The sequence below is a fragment of the Mycobacterium parmense genome, assembly GCF_010730575.1.
In the GTDB taxonomy this organism is placed as follows: domain Bacteria; phylum Actinomycetota; class Actinomycetes; order Mycobacteriales; family Mycobacteriaceae; genus Mycobacterium; species Mycobacterium parmense.
In genome coordinates this window covers 205,171-223,842 of the sequence record NZ_AP022614.1, presented here as the reverse complement: position 1 = coordinate 223,842, position 18,672 = coordinate 205,171, and the positions used below count along the sequence as shown (strand labels likewise).

Annotated in this window: 12 protein-coding genes; 5 read left to right on the top strand and 7 right to left on the bottom strand. The window is 68.9% G+C overall.

Going from position 1 to position 18,672, the window contains the following annotated elements:
- Positions 1-30: 30 nt before the first annotated feature.
- Positions 31-3,450: a TM0106 family RecB-like putative nuclease gene (locus G6N48_RS01015; protein WP_085269017.1), complete on the top strand. Its 3,420-nt coding sequence runs from the start codon at positions 31-33 to the stop codon at positions 3,448-3,450.
- 1 nt (position 3,451) lies between these two features.
- Here G6N48_RS01015 and G6N48_RS01010 read toward each other — a convergent pair whose 3' ends face one another.
- Positions 3,452-5,353, bottom strand: a complete 1,902-nt coding sequence (locus G6N48_RS01010; protein ID WP_372511160.1) for an MFS transporter — start codon at positions 5,351-5,353, stop codon at positions 3,452-3,454.
- A 187-nt stretch (positions 5,354-5,540) separates the two neighbouring features.
- Between G6N48_RS01010 and G6N48_RS01005 the strand changes: the two genes are divergently transcribed.
- Complete coding sequence (locus tag G6N48_RS01005) at positions 5,541-6,317, top strand: hypothetical protein (protein ID WP_139825745.1); 777 nt, start codon at positions 5,541-5,543, stop codon at positions 6,315-6,317.
- A 176-nt stretch (positions 6,318-6,493) separates the two neighbouring features.
- Positions 6,494-10,225, top strand: a complete 3,732-nt coding sequence (locus G6N48_RS01000; RefSeq protein ID WP_163670762.1) for a multifunctional oxoglutarate decarboxylase/oxoglutarate dehydrogenase thiamine pyrophosphate-binding subunit/dihydrolipoyllysine-residue succinyltransferase subunit — start codon at positions 6,494-6,496, stop codon at positions 10,223-10,225.
- A gap of 1 nt (position 10,226) precedes the next feature.
- On the opposite strand, the gene G6N48_RS00995 is transcribed toward G6N48_RS01000, so the two are convergent.
- Positions 10,227-11,444: a class I SAM-dependent methyltransferase gene (locus tag G6N48_RS00995; RefSeq protein WP_085269256.1), complete on the bottom strand. Its 1,218-nt coding sequence runs from the start codon at positions 11,442-11,444 to the stop codon at positions 10,227-10,229.
- Between the two features lie 177 nt (positions 11,445-11,621).
- Here G6N48_RS00995 and G6N48_RS00990 point away from each other — a divergent pair, with 177 nt between their 5' ends.
- On the top strand, positions 11,622-12,452 hold the full coding sequence (locus G6N48_RS00990) for an SDR family NAD(P)-dependent oxidoreductase (protein ID WP_085269443.1): 831 nt from the start codon (positions 11,622-11,624) through the stop codon (positions 12,450-12,452).
- A 13-nt stretch (positions 12,453-12,465) separates the two neighbouring features.
- Here G6N48_RS00990 and G6N48_RS00985 read toward each other — a convergent pair whose 3' ends face one another.
- The 3 genes from G6N48_RS00985 to G6N48_RS00975 all read right to left on the bottom strand — a co-directional run bounded on the left by G6N48_RS00985 (position 12,466) and on the right by G6N48_RS00975 (position 15,589).
- Complete coding sequence (locus G6N48_RS00985; RefSeq protein WP_085269257.1) at positions 12,466-13,326, bottom strand: glycine betaine ABC transporter substrate-binding protein; 861 nt, start codon at positions 13,324-13,326, stop codon at positions 12,466-12,468.
- A complete protein-coding gene (locus G6N48_RS00980; RefSeq protein WP_085269258.1) occupies positions 13,323-14,522 on the bottom strand; it encodes an NAD(P)-dependent malic enzyme in 1,200 nt (399 codons plus the stop codon). Before G6N48_RS00980 ends, G6N48_RS00985 begins: the two co-directional genes overlap by 4 nt.
- Before the next feature lie 77 nt (positions 14,523-14,599).
- Positions 14,600-15,589 (bottom strand): malate dehydrogenase, encoded by a 990-nt coding sequence (locus G6N48_RS00975; RefSeq protein ID WP_085269259.1) that lies wholly within the window; start codon positions 15,587-15,589, stop codon positions 14,600-14,602.
- Positions 15,590-15,785: 196 nt separating this feature from the next.
- Here G6N48_RS00975 and corA point away from each other — a divergent pair, with 196 nt between their 5' ends.
- Positions 15,786-16,880, top strand: a complete 1,095-nt coding sequence (gene corA, locus G6N48_RS00970) for a magnesium/cobalt transporter CorA (protein ID WP_085269444.1) — start codon at positions 15,786-15,788, stop codon at positions 16,878-16,880.
- Positions 16,881-16,892: 12 nt separating this feature from the next.
- Here corA and G6N48_RS00965 read toward each other — a convergent pair whose 3' ends face one another.
- Positions 16,893-17,495, bottom strand: a complete 603-nt coding sequence (locus G6N48_RS00965; RefSeq protein ID WP_085269260.1) for a suppressor of fused domain protein — start codon at positions 17,493-17,495, stop codon at positions 16,893-16,895.
- A complete protein-coding gene (locus G6N48_RS00960; protein ID WP_085269261.1) occupies positions 17,492-18,670 on the bottom strand; it encodes an ABC transporter ATP-binding protein in 1,179 nt (392 codons plus the stop codon). The genes G6N48_RS00965 and G6N48_RS00960 overlap by 4 nt, the downstream gene beginning before the upstream one ends.
- Positions 18,671-18,672 lie beyond the last annotated feature (2 nt).

Here is an 18,672-nt window from a genome sequence, read left to right as displayed (position 1 = left end):
CTGTCAGACCCCTCACCTACAGTGACTGCTGTGTTCGTCAACGGCGCAGACATCGTCTACAGCGCCTCGGATTTGGCCGCCGCCGCGCGCTGCGAGTACGCCCTGCTGCGAGAACTCGACGCCAAACTCGGCTGGGGTCCCGCGGTCAGTGTCGAGGACGAACTGTTCGCGCGCACCGTCGCGCTCGGCAACGAGCACGAGCGGCGCGAGCTGCAACGGCTGCGCGAGCAGTTCGGGACCGCGGTCGCGATCGTCGACAGCCCCGCCTACACCGTCGCCGGGCTGGCTGCTGCCGCGGAGGCCACCCGCGAGGCCGTCGCCAAGCGCGCCCCCGTCGTGTATCAGGCCGCGATGTTCGACGGCCGGTTCGTCGGCTTCGCCGACTTTTTGATCCTGGACGGCGAGCGCTACCGCGTCGTCGACACGAAGCTCGCCCGCTCGCCCAAGGTCACGGCGCTGCTGCAGCTCGCCGCCTACGCCGACGCGCTGAGCGGCTCGGGAGTTCCCGTGGCGCCGGCGGCCGAGCTGCAACTCGGAGACGGAACCGTCGTGCCGTATCGCGTCTGCGACCTGCTTCCCGTCTACCGTTCGCAACGTGCGCGGCTGCAGGCGCTGCTCGACGAGCACACCGCAGGCGGGGCCGCGGTCCGTTGGGACGACCAGACAGTCAGCGCCTGCTTGAGGTGCCCGCTGTGCGAGGAGCAACTGCGCGCGACCGACGACCTGCTGTTGGTCGCCGGGATGCGCGTTCCTCAGCGCGCCAAGCTTCTCGACGCCGGCATCGGCACGGTCGTCGAACTGGCGAGCCACGCCGGGCCGGTGCCGGATCTGTCGTCCGGCGCGCTGGGCAAGCTGATCGCCCAGGCCAGGCTCCAGGTCCTGCAACGCGAAACCGGTGTCCCGCGGTACGAGATCGTGGACCCGCAGCCCCTGACCCTGCTGCCCGAGCCGGACCCCGGCGACCTGTTCTTCGACTTCGAGGGCGACCCGCTGTGGACCGCCGACGGGCACGAGTGGGGCCTGGAGTATCTGTTCGGAGTCCTGGAAGCCGGGCCCACCGGCAAGTTCCGCCCGCTGTGGGCCCACGACCGCCTCGACGAACGCCGAGCGTTCACCGACTTCCTGACCCTGGTGGCCAAGCGACGCAAGCGCCGCCCCCACATGCACATCTACCATTACGCGCCCTATGAGAAGACGGCGCTGCTGCGTCTCGCCGGACGCTACGGCGTGGGCGAGGACGAGGTCGACGAACTCTTGCGCAGCGGCACGCTGGTCGATCTGTACCCGTTGGTGCGCAAGAGCGTTCGGGTGGGCGCCGAGTCGTTCAGCCTCAAGGCACTCGAGCCGCTCTACATGGGCTCGCAGCTGCGCGTGGGCGATGTCACCACGGCCACCGCCTCGATCAGCTCCTACGCCCGCTATTGCGAACTGCGCGCCGCGGGCAGTGCGGACGAGGCCGAATCCGTGCTCAAGGAAATCGAGGATTACAACCTCTACGACTGCCGGTCCACCCAGCAGCTGCGCAACTGGCTGATGCTGCGCGCCTACGAATCCGGAGTGGTGCCCGTCGGCGCCCAGCCCGTCCCCGAAGGCAACACGGTCGACGACCGTGACCGCCTGGCGCGCACGCTGGCCGCCTTCACCGGAGATGCCGCCGCCGGCGATCGCCCGCCCGAGCAGACTGCGGTGGCGTTGCTGGCCGCCGCCCGCGGCTACCACCGCCGCGAGGACAAGCCGTTCTGGTGGTCGCACTTCGACCGGCTGAACTTCCCGGTCGACGAGTGGTCGGACGACACCGACGTGTTCGTCGCCGACCATGCATCCGTGGTCGTCGACTGGCATACGCCGCCGCGGGCCCGCAAGCCGCAACGCAGGGTGCGGTTGCACGGGGAGCTGGCCCGCGGCGAGCTGACGACCAACGTGTTCGCGCTCTACGACCCGCCCGCACCGCCGGGCATGTCCGACGACCCCGATCGGCGGGCCGCCGGTCGCGCCGAGGTGGCGGGCGCCGACGACGCGAAGGTACCCACCGAAGTGGTCATCGTCGAGCGAGTCGGCAACGACGGCACCATCTTCGGGCAGCTGCCGTTCGCGCTGGCCCCCGGACCGCCCATCGCCACGACCGCGCTGCGGGAGTCGATCGAGTCGACCGCGGCCGCCGTGGCCGACGGGCTGCCGCGGCTGCCCTGCAATGCGATGGTCGACGTGCTGCTGCGGGGTGCTCCCCGCACCCGCAGCGGCGCCCCGTTGCCGCGGGGCACCGACACCGTCGCCGACCTGACCGCCGCGGCGCTGGATCTGGACTCGTCGTATCTGGCGGTGCACGGGCCGCCGGGTACCGGCAAGACACACACGGCCGCCCGGGTGATCCAACGACTGGTCACCGGCCATGGCTGGCGCGTCGGAGTCGTCGCGCAGTCACACGCCACCGTGGAGAACCTGCTGGATTGCGTGATCGACGCCGGACTCGACGCGGCGCGCGTCGCCAAGAAGCGCAACGACCGCGCCGCGCCACGCTGGCAGGAGATCGACGGCGGCGACTATGCCGCCTTCATCGCCGACACGGCGGGATGCGTGATCGGCGGCACGGCGTGGGATTTCGCCAACGCCAACCGGGTCCCGCGGGGAAGCCTGGACCTGCTGGTGGTCGACGAGGCGGGGCAATTCTGCCTGGCGAACACCATCGCCGTGGCACCCGCGGCGGCCAACCTGCTGCTGCTCGGGGACCCTCGGCAGCTGCCGCAGGTCAGCCAGGGAACCCATCCGGAACCGGTCGACACCTCGGCGCTGGAATGGCTCGTGGACGGCCGGCGCACCCTGCCCGACGAGCGAGGCTACTTCCTCGACGTGTCCTACAGGATGCACCCGGCGGTCTGCGCCGCGGTGTCCCGGCTGTCCTACGAGGGCCGGCTGCATGCCCACGAATGCGCCGCCGCGCGTCGTCTCGACCGGTGTCGGCCGGGCGTGCGGGTGCTTTCAGTTGAGCACCAAGGCAACTCGACCGACAGCCCGCAGGAGGCCGACGCGATCGCCGCGGAGATCGAACGACTGCTGGGCGGGACGTGGACCGACGAAGACGGCGCGCGCGAGTTGACCGCCGCCGACGTGCTGGTGCTGGCGCCCTACAACGCGCAGGTGGCACTGCTGCGCCGGCGGTTGGCCGCCGCGGGACTCGGCGGGGTCCGGGTGGGAACGGTCGACAAGTTCCAGGGCGGGCAGGCGCCGGTCGTGTTCGTCTCGATGACGGCCTCGTCGGCGGAGGTGGTGCCGCGTGGAATCTCGTTCCTGTTGAACAGGAATCGGCTCAACGTCGCCATCAGCCGGGCGCAGTACGCCGCCGTGATCGTGCGCTCGTCGCTGCTGACCGAATACCTGCCCGCCACGCCCGCGGGCATGATCGACCTCGGCGCGTTCCTGGCCCTGACCGAGCCCGCCCTGGCCGCCGACTGACCTAGTTGCCGGAGGCGTGCCGGCCGTAATCAGCGGAGCCGTCGCCGGGCTCGGGGTGGCGGCTCCGGCCGCGCGGCGAGCCGTTGCGGGACCGCTGCGGGCCCGCAGAAAGGTCAGCGACCGTCCGGAAGCGCCGGTTGGCGTCGACATGAGAGCCGTTGCGCGCAAAGCCGATCGGCCCGGCGCGGGCTGCCGAATCGTCGGCCGGCGGCGCTCGCCGGACCCGCTCCGTGCGCGCGCCACCCGGGACGTCCGACGGGCCGTCGACGTCGGGTTCGCGAAGCAGGATGAACTCGACGTAATCGTCGTCGTCGTAGTCATCCTCGGCGGGCTCGACTCGTCTGTCGCGCCGGTCGCCGCTGCCCGACCACGGCGTGGAGCCGACCAGGAACAGCGCCGCGACGACCCCGAACAGCGCGACGAACGCGGGCAGCTGCACCGACTGCGCCATCGCGGCCGAGAACGGGTCACGAAGGAACGCCGGCATCTGCAGGGAGACGCCTTCGATGCCTCCGATGCCTTCGCCCCCGGGCGGCCGCGGCGGCATCTCGGCGGTGATCCGGAAGGTCATGAACGCGGCCATTCCGGCGCTGCCGAGCACCGCACCCAGCTGGCGCACCGAGTTGTACACCGCGGAGCCGGCGCCGGCCAGCTCCGGCGGCAGGTTACGGGTCGCCGTCGCGGTCAGCGGGGACCACACGAACGCCATGCCGACGCCCACCGCAAAGAACAGCAGCAGGAGCCGCCAGACCGGCGTGGCCGGCGACATCTCGAAGGACAGCGACGTCAGCGCGACCGCGAGCACCGAGAAGCCGAACCCGAGCACGGGCCGCGGGTGGTACCGGTCGACGAGCCGGCCGACGAACGGCGCGAGCACACCGTTGGCCACCGCCATCGGCGCGATCAGCAGCGCCGAGCGCGTCGGGGACAGCCCGCAGACGGCCTGGGCATAAAAGGTCAGCGGCAACATCATCGCCGTCGCGGCGAACGAGGTGATGGCCACGCCCAGGTTGCACAGGCTGAAATCACGGTCGCCGAAGATGACCAGCGGAATCAGCGGCTCGTCGGTGTTGACCGACTGCCAGTACACGAAGGCCGTCATACATCCGGCGCCGGCGACGATCAGGGCCCAGATCCAGGGCTCCCAGTGCGCGGCCTGGCCCTGCTGCAGGCCGAAGACGATCAGGAAGATGCCCGCGCCGGACAGCGCGACGCCGACCACGTCGAACCGGCGCGCGTGCGTCGGCAGCACCGGAACCAGCCACACCGCCAGGCCCAGGCCCAGGATGCCGACCGGAACGTTGACGAAGAAGATCCACTGCCAGCCCAGGCCGTCGACCAGCGCGCCGCCGGCCAGCGGCCCCACCAGGCTGGCGACGCCCGCGGTGGCACCCCACACGCTGACCGCGACCCCTCGGCGCTCCGGCGGGAAGATCCGGGTGATCGTCGAGAGGGTCTGCGGGGTGAGCACCCCGGCGCCGACCCCCTGCACCACCCTGGCGGTGATCAGCATCGCGGCGCTGCCCGACAGGCCACACCACACCGAGGAGAAGGTGAACACCACCAGGCCGATCAGGTAGAGGTTCTTGGTGCCGAACCGGTCACCGAGTCGCCCGGCCACCAGCAGCACCACGGCGTACCCCAGCAGGTAAGCGCTGGTGACCCACACCACGGTGTCGTAGCCGATCCGCAGGTCGGCCATGATGGTGGGGTTGGCGATCGCCACGATGGTCGAGTCGACCATGATCATGAAGAAGCCGATCATCATCGCCCACAGCGCGTTCCACGGGTTCTGCGAGTGCGGCGAATTCCCGGCGAGAAAACCCCGCAGCCTGCCGACCAGGGGTGAAGCGGACCCCGCGGGCCGGGTGTCCCCGGCTGACCGGGGCATCGCCGTGGTCAATTTCCCACCTCGTTTCCACTCCCGACGACGCCGGCCTGCCCGCAATGCCCCCGCCTGGACCGTTCGCGGTTCGGGCCGGCAGCGACGTCCCGACTGCATTATTACGGGTGAGGCAAATAGGCGCGCGGCCGACGACCCGCCGGGAGGCGCGTTAGCCTGAAGAGACGCCATTTGCAGGAGAGACATGATGTGGCCCCGACGAAAGCGGTCTTCGAAGCCTTCGAACACGTCCGGCGCCGGCCCGGCGCCGGAGCCCACCGACAGTCGTCCGAAGGCGTCCGCGCGCGCCTTGGCGCAGGTCATCGAGCGCAGTTCGCGGATTCAGGGCCCGGCGGCCGAGGCGTACGTGTCGCGGCTCCGGGACGCCAACCCGCGCAGTGGCCCCGCCGACATCCTGGCCAAGCTGGAGAGGCGCTACGTGGCGATGATCACCGCCGGCGGGATGGCCGTGGGGGCAGCCGCGACCATCCCGGGGGTTGGCACGCTGAGCGCACTGTCCGCGGCCGCGGCCGAAACCGTGGCGTTCCTGGAGGCCACCGCCTTCTACGTGCTGGCGGTGGCGGCGGTCTACGGTATCCCGGCTGATCACCGGGAACGGCGCCGCGCGCTCGTGTTGTCGGTGCTGGTGGGCAACAACAGCAAGCAGGCCGTCGCACAGTTGATCGGTCCGGGGCGGACCCACGGCGGGTGGATCTCCGAAGGCGTGGCCGCGCTGCCGCTGTCGTCGGTCTCGGGGCTCAACTCGAGGCTGCTCAAGTCGTGGGTCAAGCGGTACACGGTGCGGCGCAGCGCGCTGATGTTCGGCAAGCTGCTGCCCGTCGGCATCGGGGTCGTCGTCGGCGCCATCGGCAACTACCTCGCGGGCAAGAAGATCGTCCGCAACGCACGGCAGGCGTTCGGGCCCGCACCGGTGCGGTGGCCCCGCGCGCTGCACCTGGTGCCGCCCGTGCACGAGGCCAGCTAACCCGCCCCTGGTCGCTCTGGCGATTCGCCCGCGAAAGGTTAGCCTTTATGGGGCGAGACAATGGAGGTCGCCTCGGGTGTGAGGTACTCCGCCACCCGGGGCCCAGGAAGGTGCAGCCGTCACGCAGCAGCGCTGACGGGGCCTGCGGGACCTAGGAATTGAGGCGAACGGCGGTCGTGAGCAACATAAGTTCACCATTCGGGCAGAACGAGTGGTTGGTCGAGGAGATGTACCGCAAGTTCCGCGAGGACCCCTCCTCGGTTGATCCGAGCTGGCACGAATTCCTGGTCGACTACAACCCCGAGCCGGCCACTCAAGCCGCCAAGCCCACTGACGCCGCCAAAGCGACTGAAGCCACTGCACCGGCCGCCGGCGCCACCGCCTCCCCCGCCGACGGGCGCGCCGCCGCCGCACCGAAGCCCACCGCACCGCCCGCCCCCGCGCGTCCCCCCGAGGCCGTCAAGGCCCCCGCCGCGGCCGGCAACGGAGCTGGGGCGCCCAAGGCCCCCGGTCCCCCGCCCGCCGACGGCGACCAGCTGCAGACGCTGCGGGGTGCCGCCGCGGCCGTCGTCAAGAACATGTCCGCGTCGCTGGACGTGCCCACCGCGACGAGCGTGCGGGCCATCCCGGCCAAGCTGTTGATCGACAACCGCATAGTCATCAACAACCAGCTCAAGCGCACCCGCGGCGGCAAGATCTCCTTCACCCACCTGCTGGGCTACGCGCTGGTGCAGGCGATCAAGCAGTTCCCGAACCTGAACCGCCACTACGCCGAGGTCGACGGCAAACCCACCGCCGTCACGCCGGCGCATACCAACCTGGGCCTGGCCATCGACCTGCAGGGCAAGGACGGCAAACGTTCGCTGGTGGTGGCGGGCATAAAACGCTGCGAGGAACTGCGGTTCGCCCAGTTCGTCACCGCCTATGAGGACATCGTGCGGCGGGCCCGCGACGGCAAGCTCACCGCCGAGGACTTCGCCGGGGTGACCATCTCGCTGACCAATCCGGGGACCATCGGCACCGTGCACTCCGTGCCCCGCCTGATGTCGGGGCAGGGGGCCATCATCGGCGTCGGCGCCATGGAGTACCCCGCCGAGTTCCAGGGGGCCAGCGAGGAGCGCATCGCCGAGCTCGGCATCGGCAAGCTCATCACGCTGACCTCGACCTACGACCACCGCATCATCCAGGGCGCCGAGTCCGGCGACTTCCTGCGGACCATCCACGAGATGCTGCTCTCGGACGACTTCTGGGACGAGATCTTCCGCGAGCTGGGCAATCCGTACGTGCCGGTGCGGTGGAGCACCGACAACCCGGACTCGATCGTCGACAAGACCGCCCGGGTGATGGAGCTGATCGCGGCCTACCGCAACCGCGGTCATCTGATGGCCGACATCGACCCGCTGCGGCTGGACGGCAGCCGGTTCCGCAGCCACCCAGATCTCGAGATCCTCAACCACGGCCTGACCCTGTGGGACCTCGACCGGGTGTTCAAGGTCAACGGCTTCGCCGGTTGCGAGTACAAGAAGCTGCGCGACGTCCTGGGCCTGCTGCGCGACGCCTACTGCCGACACATCGGCGTCGAGTACACCCACATCCTCGAACCCGAGCAGCAGCAGTGGCTGCAGCAGCGAGTGGAGACCAAGCACGTCAAACCCACTGTGGCCGAACAGAAGTACATCCTGAGCCGGCTCAACGCCGCAGAGGCCTTCGAGACGTTCCTGCAAACCAAATACGTTGGGCAGAAACGCTTCTCGCTTGAAGGCGCTGAAAGCGTCATCCCGATGATGGATGCGGCGATCGACCAGTGTGCCGAGCACGGCCTCGACGAGGTGGTGATCGGGATGCCGCACCGCGGCCGGCTCAACGTGCTGGCCAACATCGTCGGCAAGCCCTACTCGCAGATCTTCAGCGAGTTCGAGGGCAACCTCAACCCCACCCAGGCGCACGGTTCCGGCGACGTCAAGTACCACCTCGGCGCCACCGGCGTGTACCTGCAGATGTTCGGGGACAACGACATTGCCGTGTCGCTGACCGCCAACCCGTCGCACCTGGAGGCCGTGGATCCGGTGCTGGAGGGCCTGGTGCGCGCCAAGCAGGACCTGATCACCGACGAGGCCGCCGACCGGTTCCCGGTGGTGCCGATGATGCTGCACGGCGACGCGGCCTTCGCCGGACAGGGCGTGGTCGCCGAGGTGCTGAACCTGGCGAACCTGCCGGGCTACCGCGTCGGTGGGACCCTCCACATCATCGTCAACAACCAGATCGGTTTCACCACCGCGCCCGAGTACTCGCGCTCCAGCGAGTACTGCACCGACGTGGCCAAGATGGTGGGGGCCCCGATCTTCCACGTCAACGGCGACGACCCGGAAGCCTGCGTGTGGGTGGCGAAACTGGCCGTGGACTTCCGGCAGGCGTTCCACAAGGACGTCGTCATCGACATGTTGTGCTACCGCCGCCGCGGACACAACGAGGGTGACGACCCGTCGATGACCAACCCCGCCATGTACGACGTCGTCGACGTCAAGCGCGGCGTTCGCAAGAGCTACACCGAGGCCCTGATCGGCCGCGGCGACATCTCGATCAAAGAGGCCGAGGACGCGCTGCGCGACTACCAGGGCCAGCTGGAGCGGGTCTTCAACGAGGTCCGCGAGCTGGAGAAGCAGAACGCGCTGCCCAGTGAGTCGGTCGAGGCGGACCAGATGATCCCGGCGGGCCTGGCCACCGGGGTGGACAAGGCGCTGCTGTCGCGCATCGGCGACGCGTTCCTGGCGCTGCCGGAGGGTTTCACCGTGCACCCGCGGGTGCAACCGGTGCTGGAGAAGCGCCGCGAGATGGCCTACGAGGGCAAGATCGACTGGGCCTTCGGCGAGCTGCTGGCGCTGGGTTCGCTGGTGGCCGAGGGCAAGCTGGTGCGGCTGTCGGGTCAGGACACCCGCCGCGGCACCTTCTCGCAGCGTCACTCGGTGATCATCGACCGCCGCACCGGCGCGGAGTTCACACCGCTGCAACTGCTGGCGACCAATCCCGACGGCACCCCCACCGGCGGCAGGTTCCTGGTGTACGACTCGCCGCTGTCGGAGTACGCGGCCGTTGGCTTCGAGTACGGCTACACGGTCGGCAACCCGGACGCGCTCGTGTTGTGGGAGGCGCAGTTCGGCGACTTCGTCAATGGCGCGCAGTCGATCATCGACGAGTTCATCAGCTCCGGCGAGGCCAAGTGGGGCCAGCTGTCGTCGGTCGTGCTGCTGCTTCCGCATGGCCACGAAGGGCAGGGTCCCGACCACACCTCCGCGCGCATCGAACGCTTCCTGCAGCTGTGGGCGGAGGGCTCGATGACGATTGCGATGCCGTCGACGCCGTCGAACTACTTCCATTTGCTGCGCCGGCACGCACTCGACGGGGTGCAGCGCCCGCTGATCGTGTTCACGCCGAAGTCGATGTTGCGCAACAAGGCCGCGGTCAGCGATGTCAGGGACTTCACCGAGCTCAAGTTCCGCTCGGTGCTCGAGGAGCCGACCTATGAGGACGGCGTCGGGGACCGCGGCAAGGTCAGCCGGATCCTGCTGACGAGCGGGAAGATCTACTACGAGCTGGTGGCCCGCAAGGCCAAGGACAACCGCGACGACGTCGCGATCGTGCGCATCGAGCAGCTCGCCCCGTTGCCGAAGCGCCGGCTGAACGAGACGCTGGACCGCTACCCCAACGCCACGCAGTTCTTCTGGGTGCAGGAGGAGCCGGCCAACCAGGGCGCGTGGCCGCGCTTCGGCTTGGAGCTGCCGGAGTTGTTGCCGGACAAGCTGTCCGGCATCAAGCGCATCTCGCGACGGGCGATGTCGGCGCCGTCGTCGGGCTCGTCGAAGGTGCACGCCGTCGAGCAGCAGGAGATCCTGGACACGGCGTTCGGCTGACCTAGGCGGAGTTGAGGCCCATCGCCACGAAGTCCAGGCGCCACAGCGACTGAAACAGCTTGCACGCGAACGTCTCCACGTCGGCGACACCGGCCCGCCGCGACCCCTGCCGCGCGATCAGCTGGGCGATCTCGCCGATCGTGCGGCGGCCGTCGACCTGCTCGACGAAGGGCATCTGGGTCGAGCCCAGGGTCATGCTCCAGTCCGGGCGGACGATCTCGGTGCCCGAGAGCCCGCAGCGCAGCCGGAACACCGGAACATAGTCGAGGGCGCGCGGTGTGGCGAAGTCGATCTGGTAGGACTCCCTGGGCCGCTCGGGGCGCGACGCCATGAAGAAGTGGCATCCGTTCGAGGTCTGGATGCGTTCCATCACCGACCAGAGCTTGTGGTCCGGCAACTGGTTGACGGCCCGGTAGAACTCGCTCGAGGATGCGAACACGTCGTGGGCGTAGTACGGCGCCTTCAGCAGCCAGCCCTGAAATTCCAGTCCCGACGAGCTGACCAGGTCCAGGCAGTCCTCGACGGTGTAGCTGCGCTGTCGCCCGTGCAGGAAGGTGTCCACCACCGCGGCGTCGGAGAACTGCAGGTCCCGCGCGATCTTGAGGTAACTCTGCACGGGGTGATCGACCGACAGCAGGGAGATGGCCTCCTTGACCATGTGCACCGACGCGGCGTCTTGGCGCATGCCCATGTCGCGGAACACCGATTCCAGCAGCTCGACGCCGATGCGGCCGTACTTTGCGTAGAGCATGACGGCCAGCACGCCGTCGGGAGCCAACAGGCCGGCGAGCGCCCGCATGCCCGCGGACGGGTCGGCCAGATGGTGCAGCACACCGGTCGAGACCACCAGGTCGAATTGGGAGCCCAACGTCGGCGCCTCTTCGATCGGCAGCAGCCGCAGCTCGAGGTTCCACAGGCCGTATCTGTCTTTCAGGTAGGCCTGATGATCCAGCGACGGCTGGCTGATGTCGATCGCCACGACCCTCGCGGCGGGATTGTTGAAGGCGAACACCGCGGCCTGGTTGGTGCCGCAGCCCGCGACGAGGATGTCGAGGTCGGGTTTGTATTCGCGGTCCGGCCAGAGGATCCGGTGCGCGTGCAGAGGATCGAACCATTCCCAGTTGTCGGCTATCCATCCCTCGAGGTCCTGGATGGGGCGCGGGTACGTCCACCGCTCGTACTGGCGGGAAACGACGTCGGAGCGCGGGTCGTCGTTCATGTGAGAGATCACTTCTTCCGGGCGGGTGGTGCACGGCTGACTATCCCAGATCCCCTCGAGCCGCGGCAGGAATCTCTGATCTCCTCCCCTTCCGGCCCCGATGGACGGGCACCCTGCAACCGGTACCCCGGGTACCGTTTACCCTCAACGGAGGGCAACGGAGTCGGGAGGGTGTTGATGCAAGGGTTCGCCGGCAAAGTCGCAGTGGTGACGGGCGCGGGTTCGGGTATCGGGCAGGCGCTGGCCGTCGAACTGGCCCGGTCGGGTGCCAAAGTGGCCATCAGCGACGTCGACACCGAAGGCCTGGCCCAGACCGAAGAGCGGCTGAAGGCGATCGGTGCGCAGCCCAAAGTCGACCGCCTCGACGTCACCGAGCGCGAGGCGTTCCTGGCCTACGCCGATGCGGTCGCCGAGCACTTCGGCAAGGTCAACCAGATTTACAACAACGCCGGAATCGCGTTCAGCGGCGACGTCGAAGTCAGCCAGTTCAAGGACATCGAACGGGTGATGGACGTCGACTTCTGGGGCGTCGTCAACGGCACGAAGGCGTTCCTCCCGCACCTGATCGCCAGCGGCGACGGTCACATCGTCAACGTCTCGAGCATTTTCGGGCTGTTCTCGGTGCCGGGCCAGGCGGCCTACAACTCGGCGAAGTTCGCGGTCCGCGGCTTCACCGAGGCGCTGCGCCAGGAGATGGTGCTGGCCGGACACCCGGTGGCGGTGACCACGGTGCACCCGGGCGGTATCAAGACCGCGATCGCGCGCAACGCCGGCGCCGCCGAGGGCCTCGACCGCGACGAACTGGCCAAGCTGTTCGACAAGCGTCTGGCCAAGACCAGCCCGGAGCGGGCCGCCCAGATCATCCTCGACGCGGTGCACAAGAAGAAGGCCCGGGTGCTGGTCGGTCCGGATGCCAAGGTTCTCGACGTCCTGGTGCGGCTGACGGGCTCGGGATACCAGCAGCTGTTCGGCCCGTTCCTGCGCCGGGTCCTCTCGCCCAAGTACTGACGCCGGCCAGCCGTTACCGGCCCAGCGGGTGCTCGGCCAGCCAGCCAGCCGCCACCGCCTCGGGCTGGGCGCCGGCGGCCACCTGCCGGCGGAGGTCGGCCAGGGCCGCGGTATCCAGCACGCCGGCCACCTCGTTGATTGCCAACAGCTGACGTTCGCTCAGCGCGTTGCGCCGGTACAGCGGCACCACGTTCTCCGCCCGGATCAGCGCGGGTTTGCCGTCGGCCAGCGCAGTCAGGTCGGCGGGCATCCCGGGATCGGCGGTGGTGGTCCACGCCGCCGTGACCCGGCCATCCCGAACAGCTGCGAAAAGCGTGGCTTCAGAGCTGAATTCGCGTGGGGGCGGTAACCGGCACGAGCCCACCAGCCCTGGGGTCTGGGTGCCGGCAAGGGCCCCGAGCACCAGGCCGGCGCAGTGCTTGGGCAGGACGCTCAGATCCGCGCTGAGGCCCTGGCCGCCCCACGCCTTGGCGGTGGTCTGCGTGACCAGCAGCACCGGCTTGTCCTCGGCGGCGGTGGCGTAGTCGCCCGCCAGGACGCCTTCGGGCAGCGCCGCGATCATCGCCCGGTACACCTGCGCATCGGACAGCGCGGTCGCCGTCGGCTGCAGGCGCTCGAGCACCCGTCCGGTGAACGCGGGAACGACGGTGACCGCGCCCGAGTCCAGCTTCGCCATCGGGTCGTCGGCGGTCACGGCCCGTGCGCCGAACCCGTAGGAGCGCAGCGCCGCGACGTATATGCCGGCGAGCACCGTCGACTCGGGATCGGGCCGCGATCCCACCACCAGCTCCGCCGGCGCGCGGAGCCCGGTCGCGCAGCCCGCGAGGATCAGGACGGCGGCGAGCAGCGGTCCGGCCAGCTTGCCGGCTCTCACCCCGCGATGTCTGCGGCTTCGGCGGTTTCCGGATCCTCGGCGACCAACGCCACCGCCTGGGCCACTGCTTCCCCGACGCGCAGATCGAGAGGACTCGGAACGATCCGGTCGACGGCGAGGTCGTCGCTGACGACCGAGAAGATGGCCTCGGCCGCGGCGATCATCATCCGCTCGGTGATGCGGCGCGCCCCGGCGTCCAGCGCTCCGCGGAACACCCCCGGGAATGCCAGCACGTTGTTGATCTGGTTGGGGAAGTCGCTGCGGCCGGTCGCCACCACCGCCGCATACTTGGCCGCCACCTGCGGATGAACCTCTGGGTCGGGATTGGACAGGGCGAAGACGATGCCGCCCGGCGCCATCGTGGCGATCAGCTCTTCGGGGACCAGGCCCGCCGACACCCCGAGGAACACGTCGGCCCCGTCCAGGGCCTCCACCATGCCGCCGGTGAGATTGCCCGGGTTGGTGCGCCGCGCCAGGTCCGCCTTGACGGTGTTCAGGTCGTCGCGCCCGCTGTGCAGGATCCCGCGGGAGTCCAGCACGGTGATGTCGGAAACCCCCATCGTCAGCAGCAGCTTGGTGCACGCGACGCCCGCGGCTCCGGCGCCGGACACCACCACCCGCAGCGACGGCATGTCACGGCCCAGCAGCTTGGTGGCCCCCATCAGCGCGGCCAGCACGACGATCGCCGTGCCGTGCTGGTCGTCGTGCATCACCGGGCAGTTCAGCGCCTCGATCACGCGTCGTTCGATCTCGAAGCAGCGCGGGGCGGAGATGTCCTCGAGGTTGACGGCCCCGAACGTCGGGCGCAGGCGGATCAGGGTCTCGACGATCTCGTCGGGGTCCTTGGTGTCCAGCACGACCGGGATTGCGTTGAGCCCGCCGTAAGCCTGGAACAGGGCGCATTTGCCCTCCATCACCGGAAGCGCAGCCGCGGGCCCGATGTCGCCCAGGCCCAGCACCGCGCTGCCGTCGCTGACGACGGCCACCAGCCGGTTCGACCAGGTGTAGCGGGCAGCCAGGGTCTCATCGGCGGCGATAGCGCGACTGACCTGCGCCACACCCGGGGTGTAGGCGATCGAGAGGGCACGCTGGGTGTCCAGCGGGGCCGTCAACCCCACCGAGAGCTTGCCGCCTACGTGTGCTGCGAAGATCTCTTCGTCTGTGATGATGACCTGGGGGCTCTGCTCATCCGACACGCGCCCCAGGGTACTGACTACCCGTTAGTAGACCTAATGGCGATCACCGAGGGCGGTCCGCTCCGCCGACGGCGGTGTCAGATCAGCTTGAGCTCCGTCACCGCCGTGCGCTCGTCGACCAACTCGGCGGTGGTCTTGTCGATGCGGCCGCGCGAGAATTCGTCGATGTCGAGCCCCTGCACGATCGACCAGTTGCCGTCCTTGGTGGTCACCGGGAAGGACGAGACGATCCCCTCCGGCACACCGTAGGAGCCGTCGGAGAACACCGCCATCGACACCCAGTCACCCTCCGGACTGCCCAGCAGCCAGGAGCGGGCGGCATCGACGGTGGCCGACGCGGCGGAGGCGGCCGAGGAGGCGCCGCGAGCGTCGATGATCGCCGCGCCGCGCTTGGCGACGGTCGGGATGAAGTCGTTCTCGATCCAGTTCTGGTCGTTGACCACCTCGGCCGCGTTCTTGCCGCCGACCTCGGCGTGGAAGATGTCGGGGTACTGGGTGGCCGAGTGGTTGCCCCAGATGGTCATCTTCTTGATGTCGGTGACCGCGGCGCCGGTCTTCTTGGCCAGCTGCGAGATCGCCCGGTTGTGGTCCAGCCGGGTCAGCGCGGAGAACCGCTCCTTGGGGATGTCGGGGGCGTTGCTCAGCGCGATCAGCGCGTTGGTGTTGGCCGGGTTGCCGGTCACGCCGATGCGCACGTCGTCGGCGGCGACGGCGTTGAGCGCCTTGCCCTGCGCGGTGAAGATCGCGCCGTTGGCCTCCAGCAGGTCGCTGCGCTCCATGCCCGGACCGCGCGGCCTCGCGCCGACCAGCAGCGCCAGGTTCACGCCGTCGAAGATCTTGTTCGCGTCGGCACCGATCTCGACCCCGGCCAGCAAGGGGAACGCGCAGTCGTCGAGCTCCATCACGACACCCTCGAGCGCCTTGAGCGCGGGCTCGATCTCGAGCAGTCGCAGCTCGATCGGGCGGTCGGGCCCCAACAGGGAGCCGCTGGCCAGGCGGAAGAGCAGGCTATAGCCGATCTGGCCGGCGGCACCGGTGACGGCGACCTTCAAAGGACTTGCGCTCACGTCGGTTTACTCCTTTGTGCGGAGACGGTCGAGCAGGTTCAGATCTTGGCTCGAAACTAGCGCACTCGACTCGACCGCCGACCTCGGGCCCGGCCCCCGGCGCTGACCTGCAGTTCGCTTCGCCGCGCTCCGGCAAATCGGGGCGCGTAGCATGGACCACCGCCCGGTCAGATACGCGCTCCGATCGGAGGTGGATGTGTTCCAAGGTTTCGACGCATTGCCCGAAGCGCTCCGGCCGCTCATGCGCGAGCCGGTCGTCGAGCCACCGCCGGATCAGCACAGGGACGTGTTGGTCGACTGCGCCGTCTACGCCGAAGGCCACCGACTGCCCGGCACCTTCACCTATGCCACCGCGCTCGGCAAAGTCCGCGAGGTGGAGTTGCTCGGTCACGAGGCCTTCGTCTGGGTGGGCCTGCGCGAGCCGGACCACGACGAGATGCAGTCCGTCGCCGACATTTTCGGACTCCACCCGCTGGCCGTGGAGGACGCGGTGTGCGCGCATCAGCGTCCGAAGGTGGAGCGCTACGACGAGACGCTGTTCCTGGTCCTCAAGACCGTCAACTACGTCCCGCACGAATCGGTGGTGATGGCCCGCCAGATCGTGGAGACCGGCGAGATCATGGTGTTCGTCGGCAGTGATTTCGTGGTCACCGTCCGTCACGGCGAGCACGGCGCGCTGTCGGCTGTCCGCAAGCGCATGGACTCCGACCCCGAGCAGACGCGCCTTGGGCCGTACGCGGTGATGCACGCCATCGCCGACCACGTGGTGGATCACTACCTCGAAGTGAGCAGCCTGATCGAGTCGGACATCGACAGCATCCAGGAGGTGGCGTTCGGGCCGGGCCGCAAGCTGGACGTCGAACCGATCTATCTGCTCAAACGCGAAGTCGTCGAACTGCGCCGCTGCGTCAACCCGCTGTCGGCGGCGTTCCACCGGATGCAGGTGGAGAACAAAGACCTGATCGGCAAGGAGGTTCGGCGGTATCTGCGCGACGTCGCCGACCACCAGTCCAACGCCGCCGACCAGATCGCCAGCTACGACGACATGCTCAACTCACTGGTGCAGGCGGCTCTGGCCCGCGTCGGGATGCAGCAGAACAACGACATGCGCAAGATGGCCGCCTGGGCCGGTATCCTCGCGGTACCCACGATGGTCGCCGCCATCTACGGCATGAACTTCCATTTCATGCCCGAGCTGAACTGGACGTGGGGTTACCCCGGGATCATGGGCCTGATGGCCGTCTTCTGCCTGGTCCTCTACTTCCAGTTTCGCCGCAACAACTGGCTGTGACCGGTCTCGGACTCAGTCCGGTTGCGCCGCAGGCCGATTGGGGTCCAGCACGTCGACGCGATCGTTTCGCCACGCCTGCCGCATGGCCTCGGCGCCCTTCAGCCGCACCCAGGCCGCCTCGGTCGCGGTGATCGGCGTCGCCGACAGGAACCGCACCGGATCCAGCGGCGGTTCCAGCGGCAGGTCCGCAATCTCGGTGTGGCCCAGCAGCACCGCGGTGAACGGCACCCTCCTGGGCTCGCCCGATCCCCAAGCCCACAGCGGCGAGCCCAGGTCGATCAGCGCGTCGGCCAGCAGCACCACACCGTCGACCGCGGGGGTCGCCGCCAGGATCGCCATGCTGCGGGCCAGCCCCGGCAAGGTCCCCCGATCACGAAGGCGCAGAACGACTTCGGCGCGCGGACCGCGCAGCGGGTCGGTGACCGCCTGCGCCGGGTCGGTCATCGGATGCCGCGAGCATCCCAACGTCACGTAGTGCGCCACACCGTCGGCCTCCCGGAACCGCAACACCTCCATGGACTCGGTGCCCAGGAAAGTCACGCTCGCCGAATCGGGCTCGATGCCGGCGAAGTGGTCGCGCAGATGCGCGCGCACCCGGTCGATCGTGGTCGTCACTTCGCTTCGGGCGAGGCGATAGTCAGGTTGGCCCCCGAATCGGCGTCGAAGACGGCGAGTTTCGTGGTGTCGCAGGCCAACTCGATCGACCGGCCCACCATCGCCTTCGACTCGGCGGAAACCCTTGCCACAAACTGGTTCTCACGCAGGTCGCCGTCGGCCTCGAGTTCGTCCAGCAGCGCGGCGTGCACGGCGGGACCGGAGGTGGTGAAGTACACGTACTTGTCGGCGCCCAGCGACTCGACCAACTCGACCTTCACCTCGAAGGTCAGCGCCCTGATGCGCTGGTAACCGTCGATCAGCGCGGCGTCGGCCAGGTGCTCGGGCCGCACCCCCACGATGACGCTCCGCGGTTTCGGGTGCGCCTCGATCACCCGCTGGACCTCTGGCGTCAGCATCGCCTCGCCGAAGGGCAGTGTCAACCCGGTCGGGGTCAGCGTCGCGGAGAAGAAATTCATGGCCGGTGAGCCGATGAACCCAGCGACGAAGAGGTTGGCGGGGTGCTCGTAGAGCTCGTCGGGCGTGCCGATCTGCTGCGCGACGCCGCCATGCATCACCACCACCCGGTCCCCCAGCGTCATCGCCTCGGTTTGGTCGTGGGTGACGTACACGGTGGTGGTGCCCAGCCTCTTCTGCAACCGCGCAATCTCGCCGCGCATCTGCACCCGCAGCTTGGCGTCCAGGTTGGACAGCGGCTCGTCCATCAGGAACGCCTTGGGGTGACGCACGATTGCCCGGCCCATCGCGACGCGCTGCCGCTGGCCACCGGAGAGCTGGGAGGGTTTGCGGTCGAGAAGCTCGGTCAGATCAAGGGTTTTCGCGGTCTCCTCCACCTTCTGGGCGATCTCGGCCTTCTTCATCTTCGCCAGCGTCAACGGGAAGGCGATGTTCTGGCGCACCGTCATGTGCGGGTAGAGGGCGTAGGACTGGAACACCATCGCGATGTCGCGGTCCTTCGGCGCCTTCTCGTTCATCCGTTGGCCGCCGATGCGCAGCTCTCCCGACGAGATGTCTTCGAGCCCGGCGATCATGTTCAACGTCGTGGTCTTGCCGCAGCCGGATGGGCCGACCAGGATCAGGAATTCGCCGTCGGCAACGGTGAGGTTGAGGTCCTTGACCGCCGCGGCGCCGTCGGGATAGCTCTTGTTCACGTGTTCCAGCACAATCTCGGCCATCC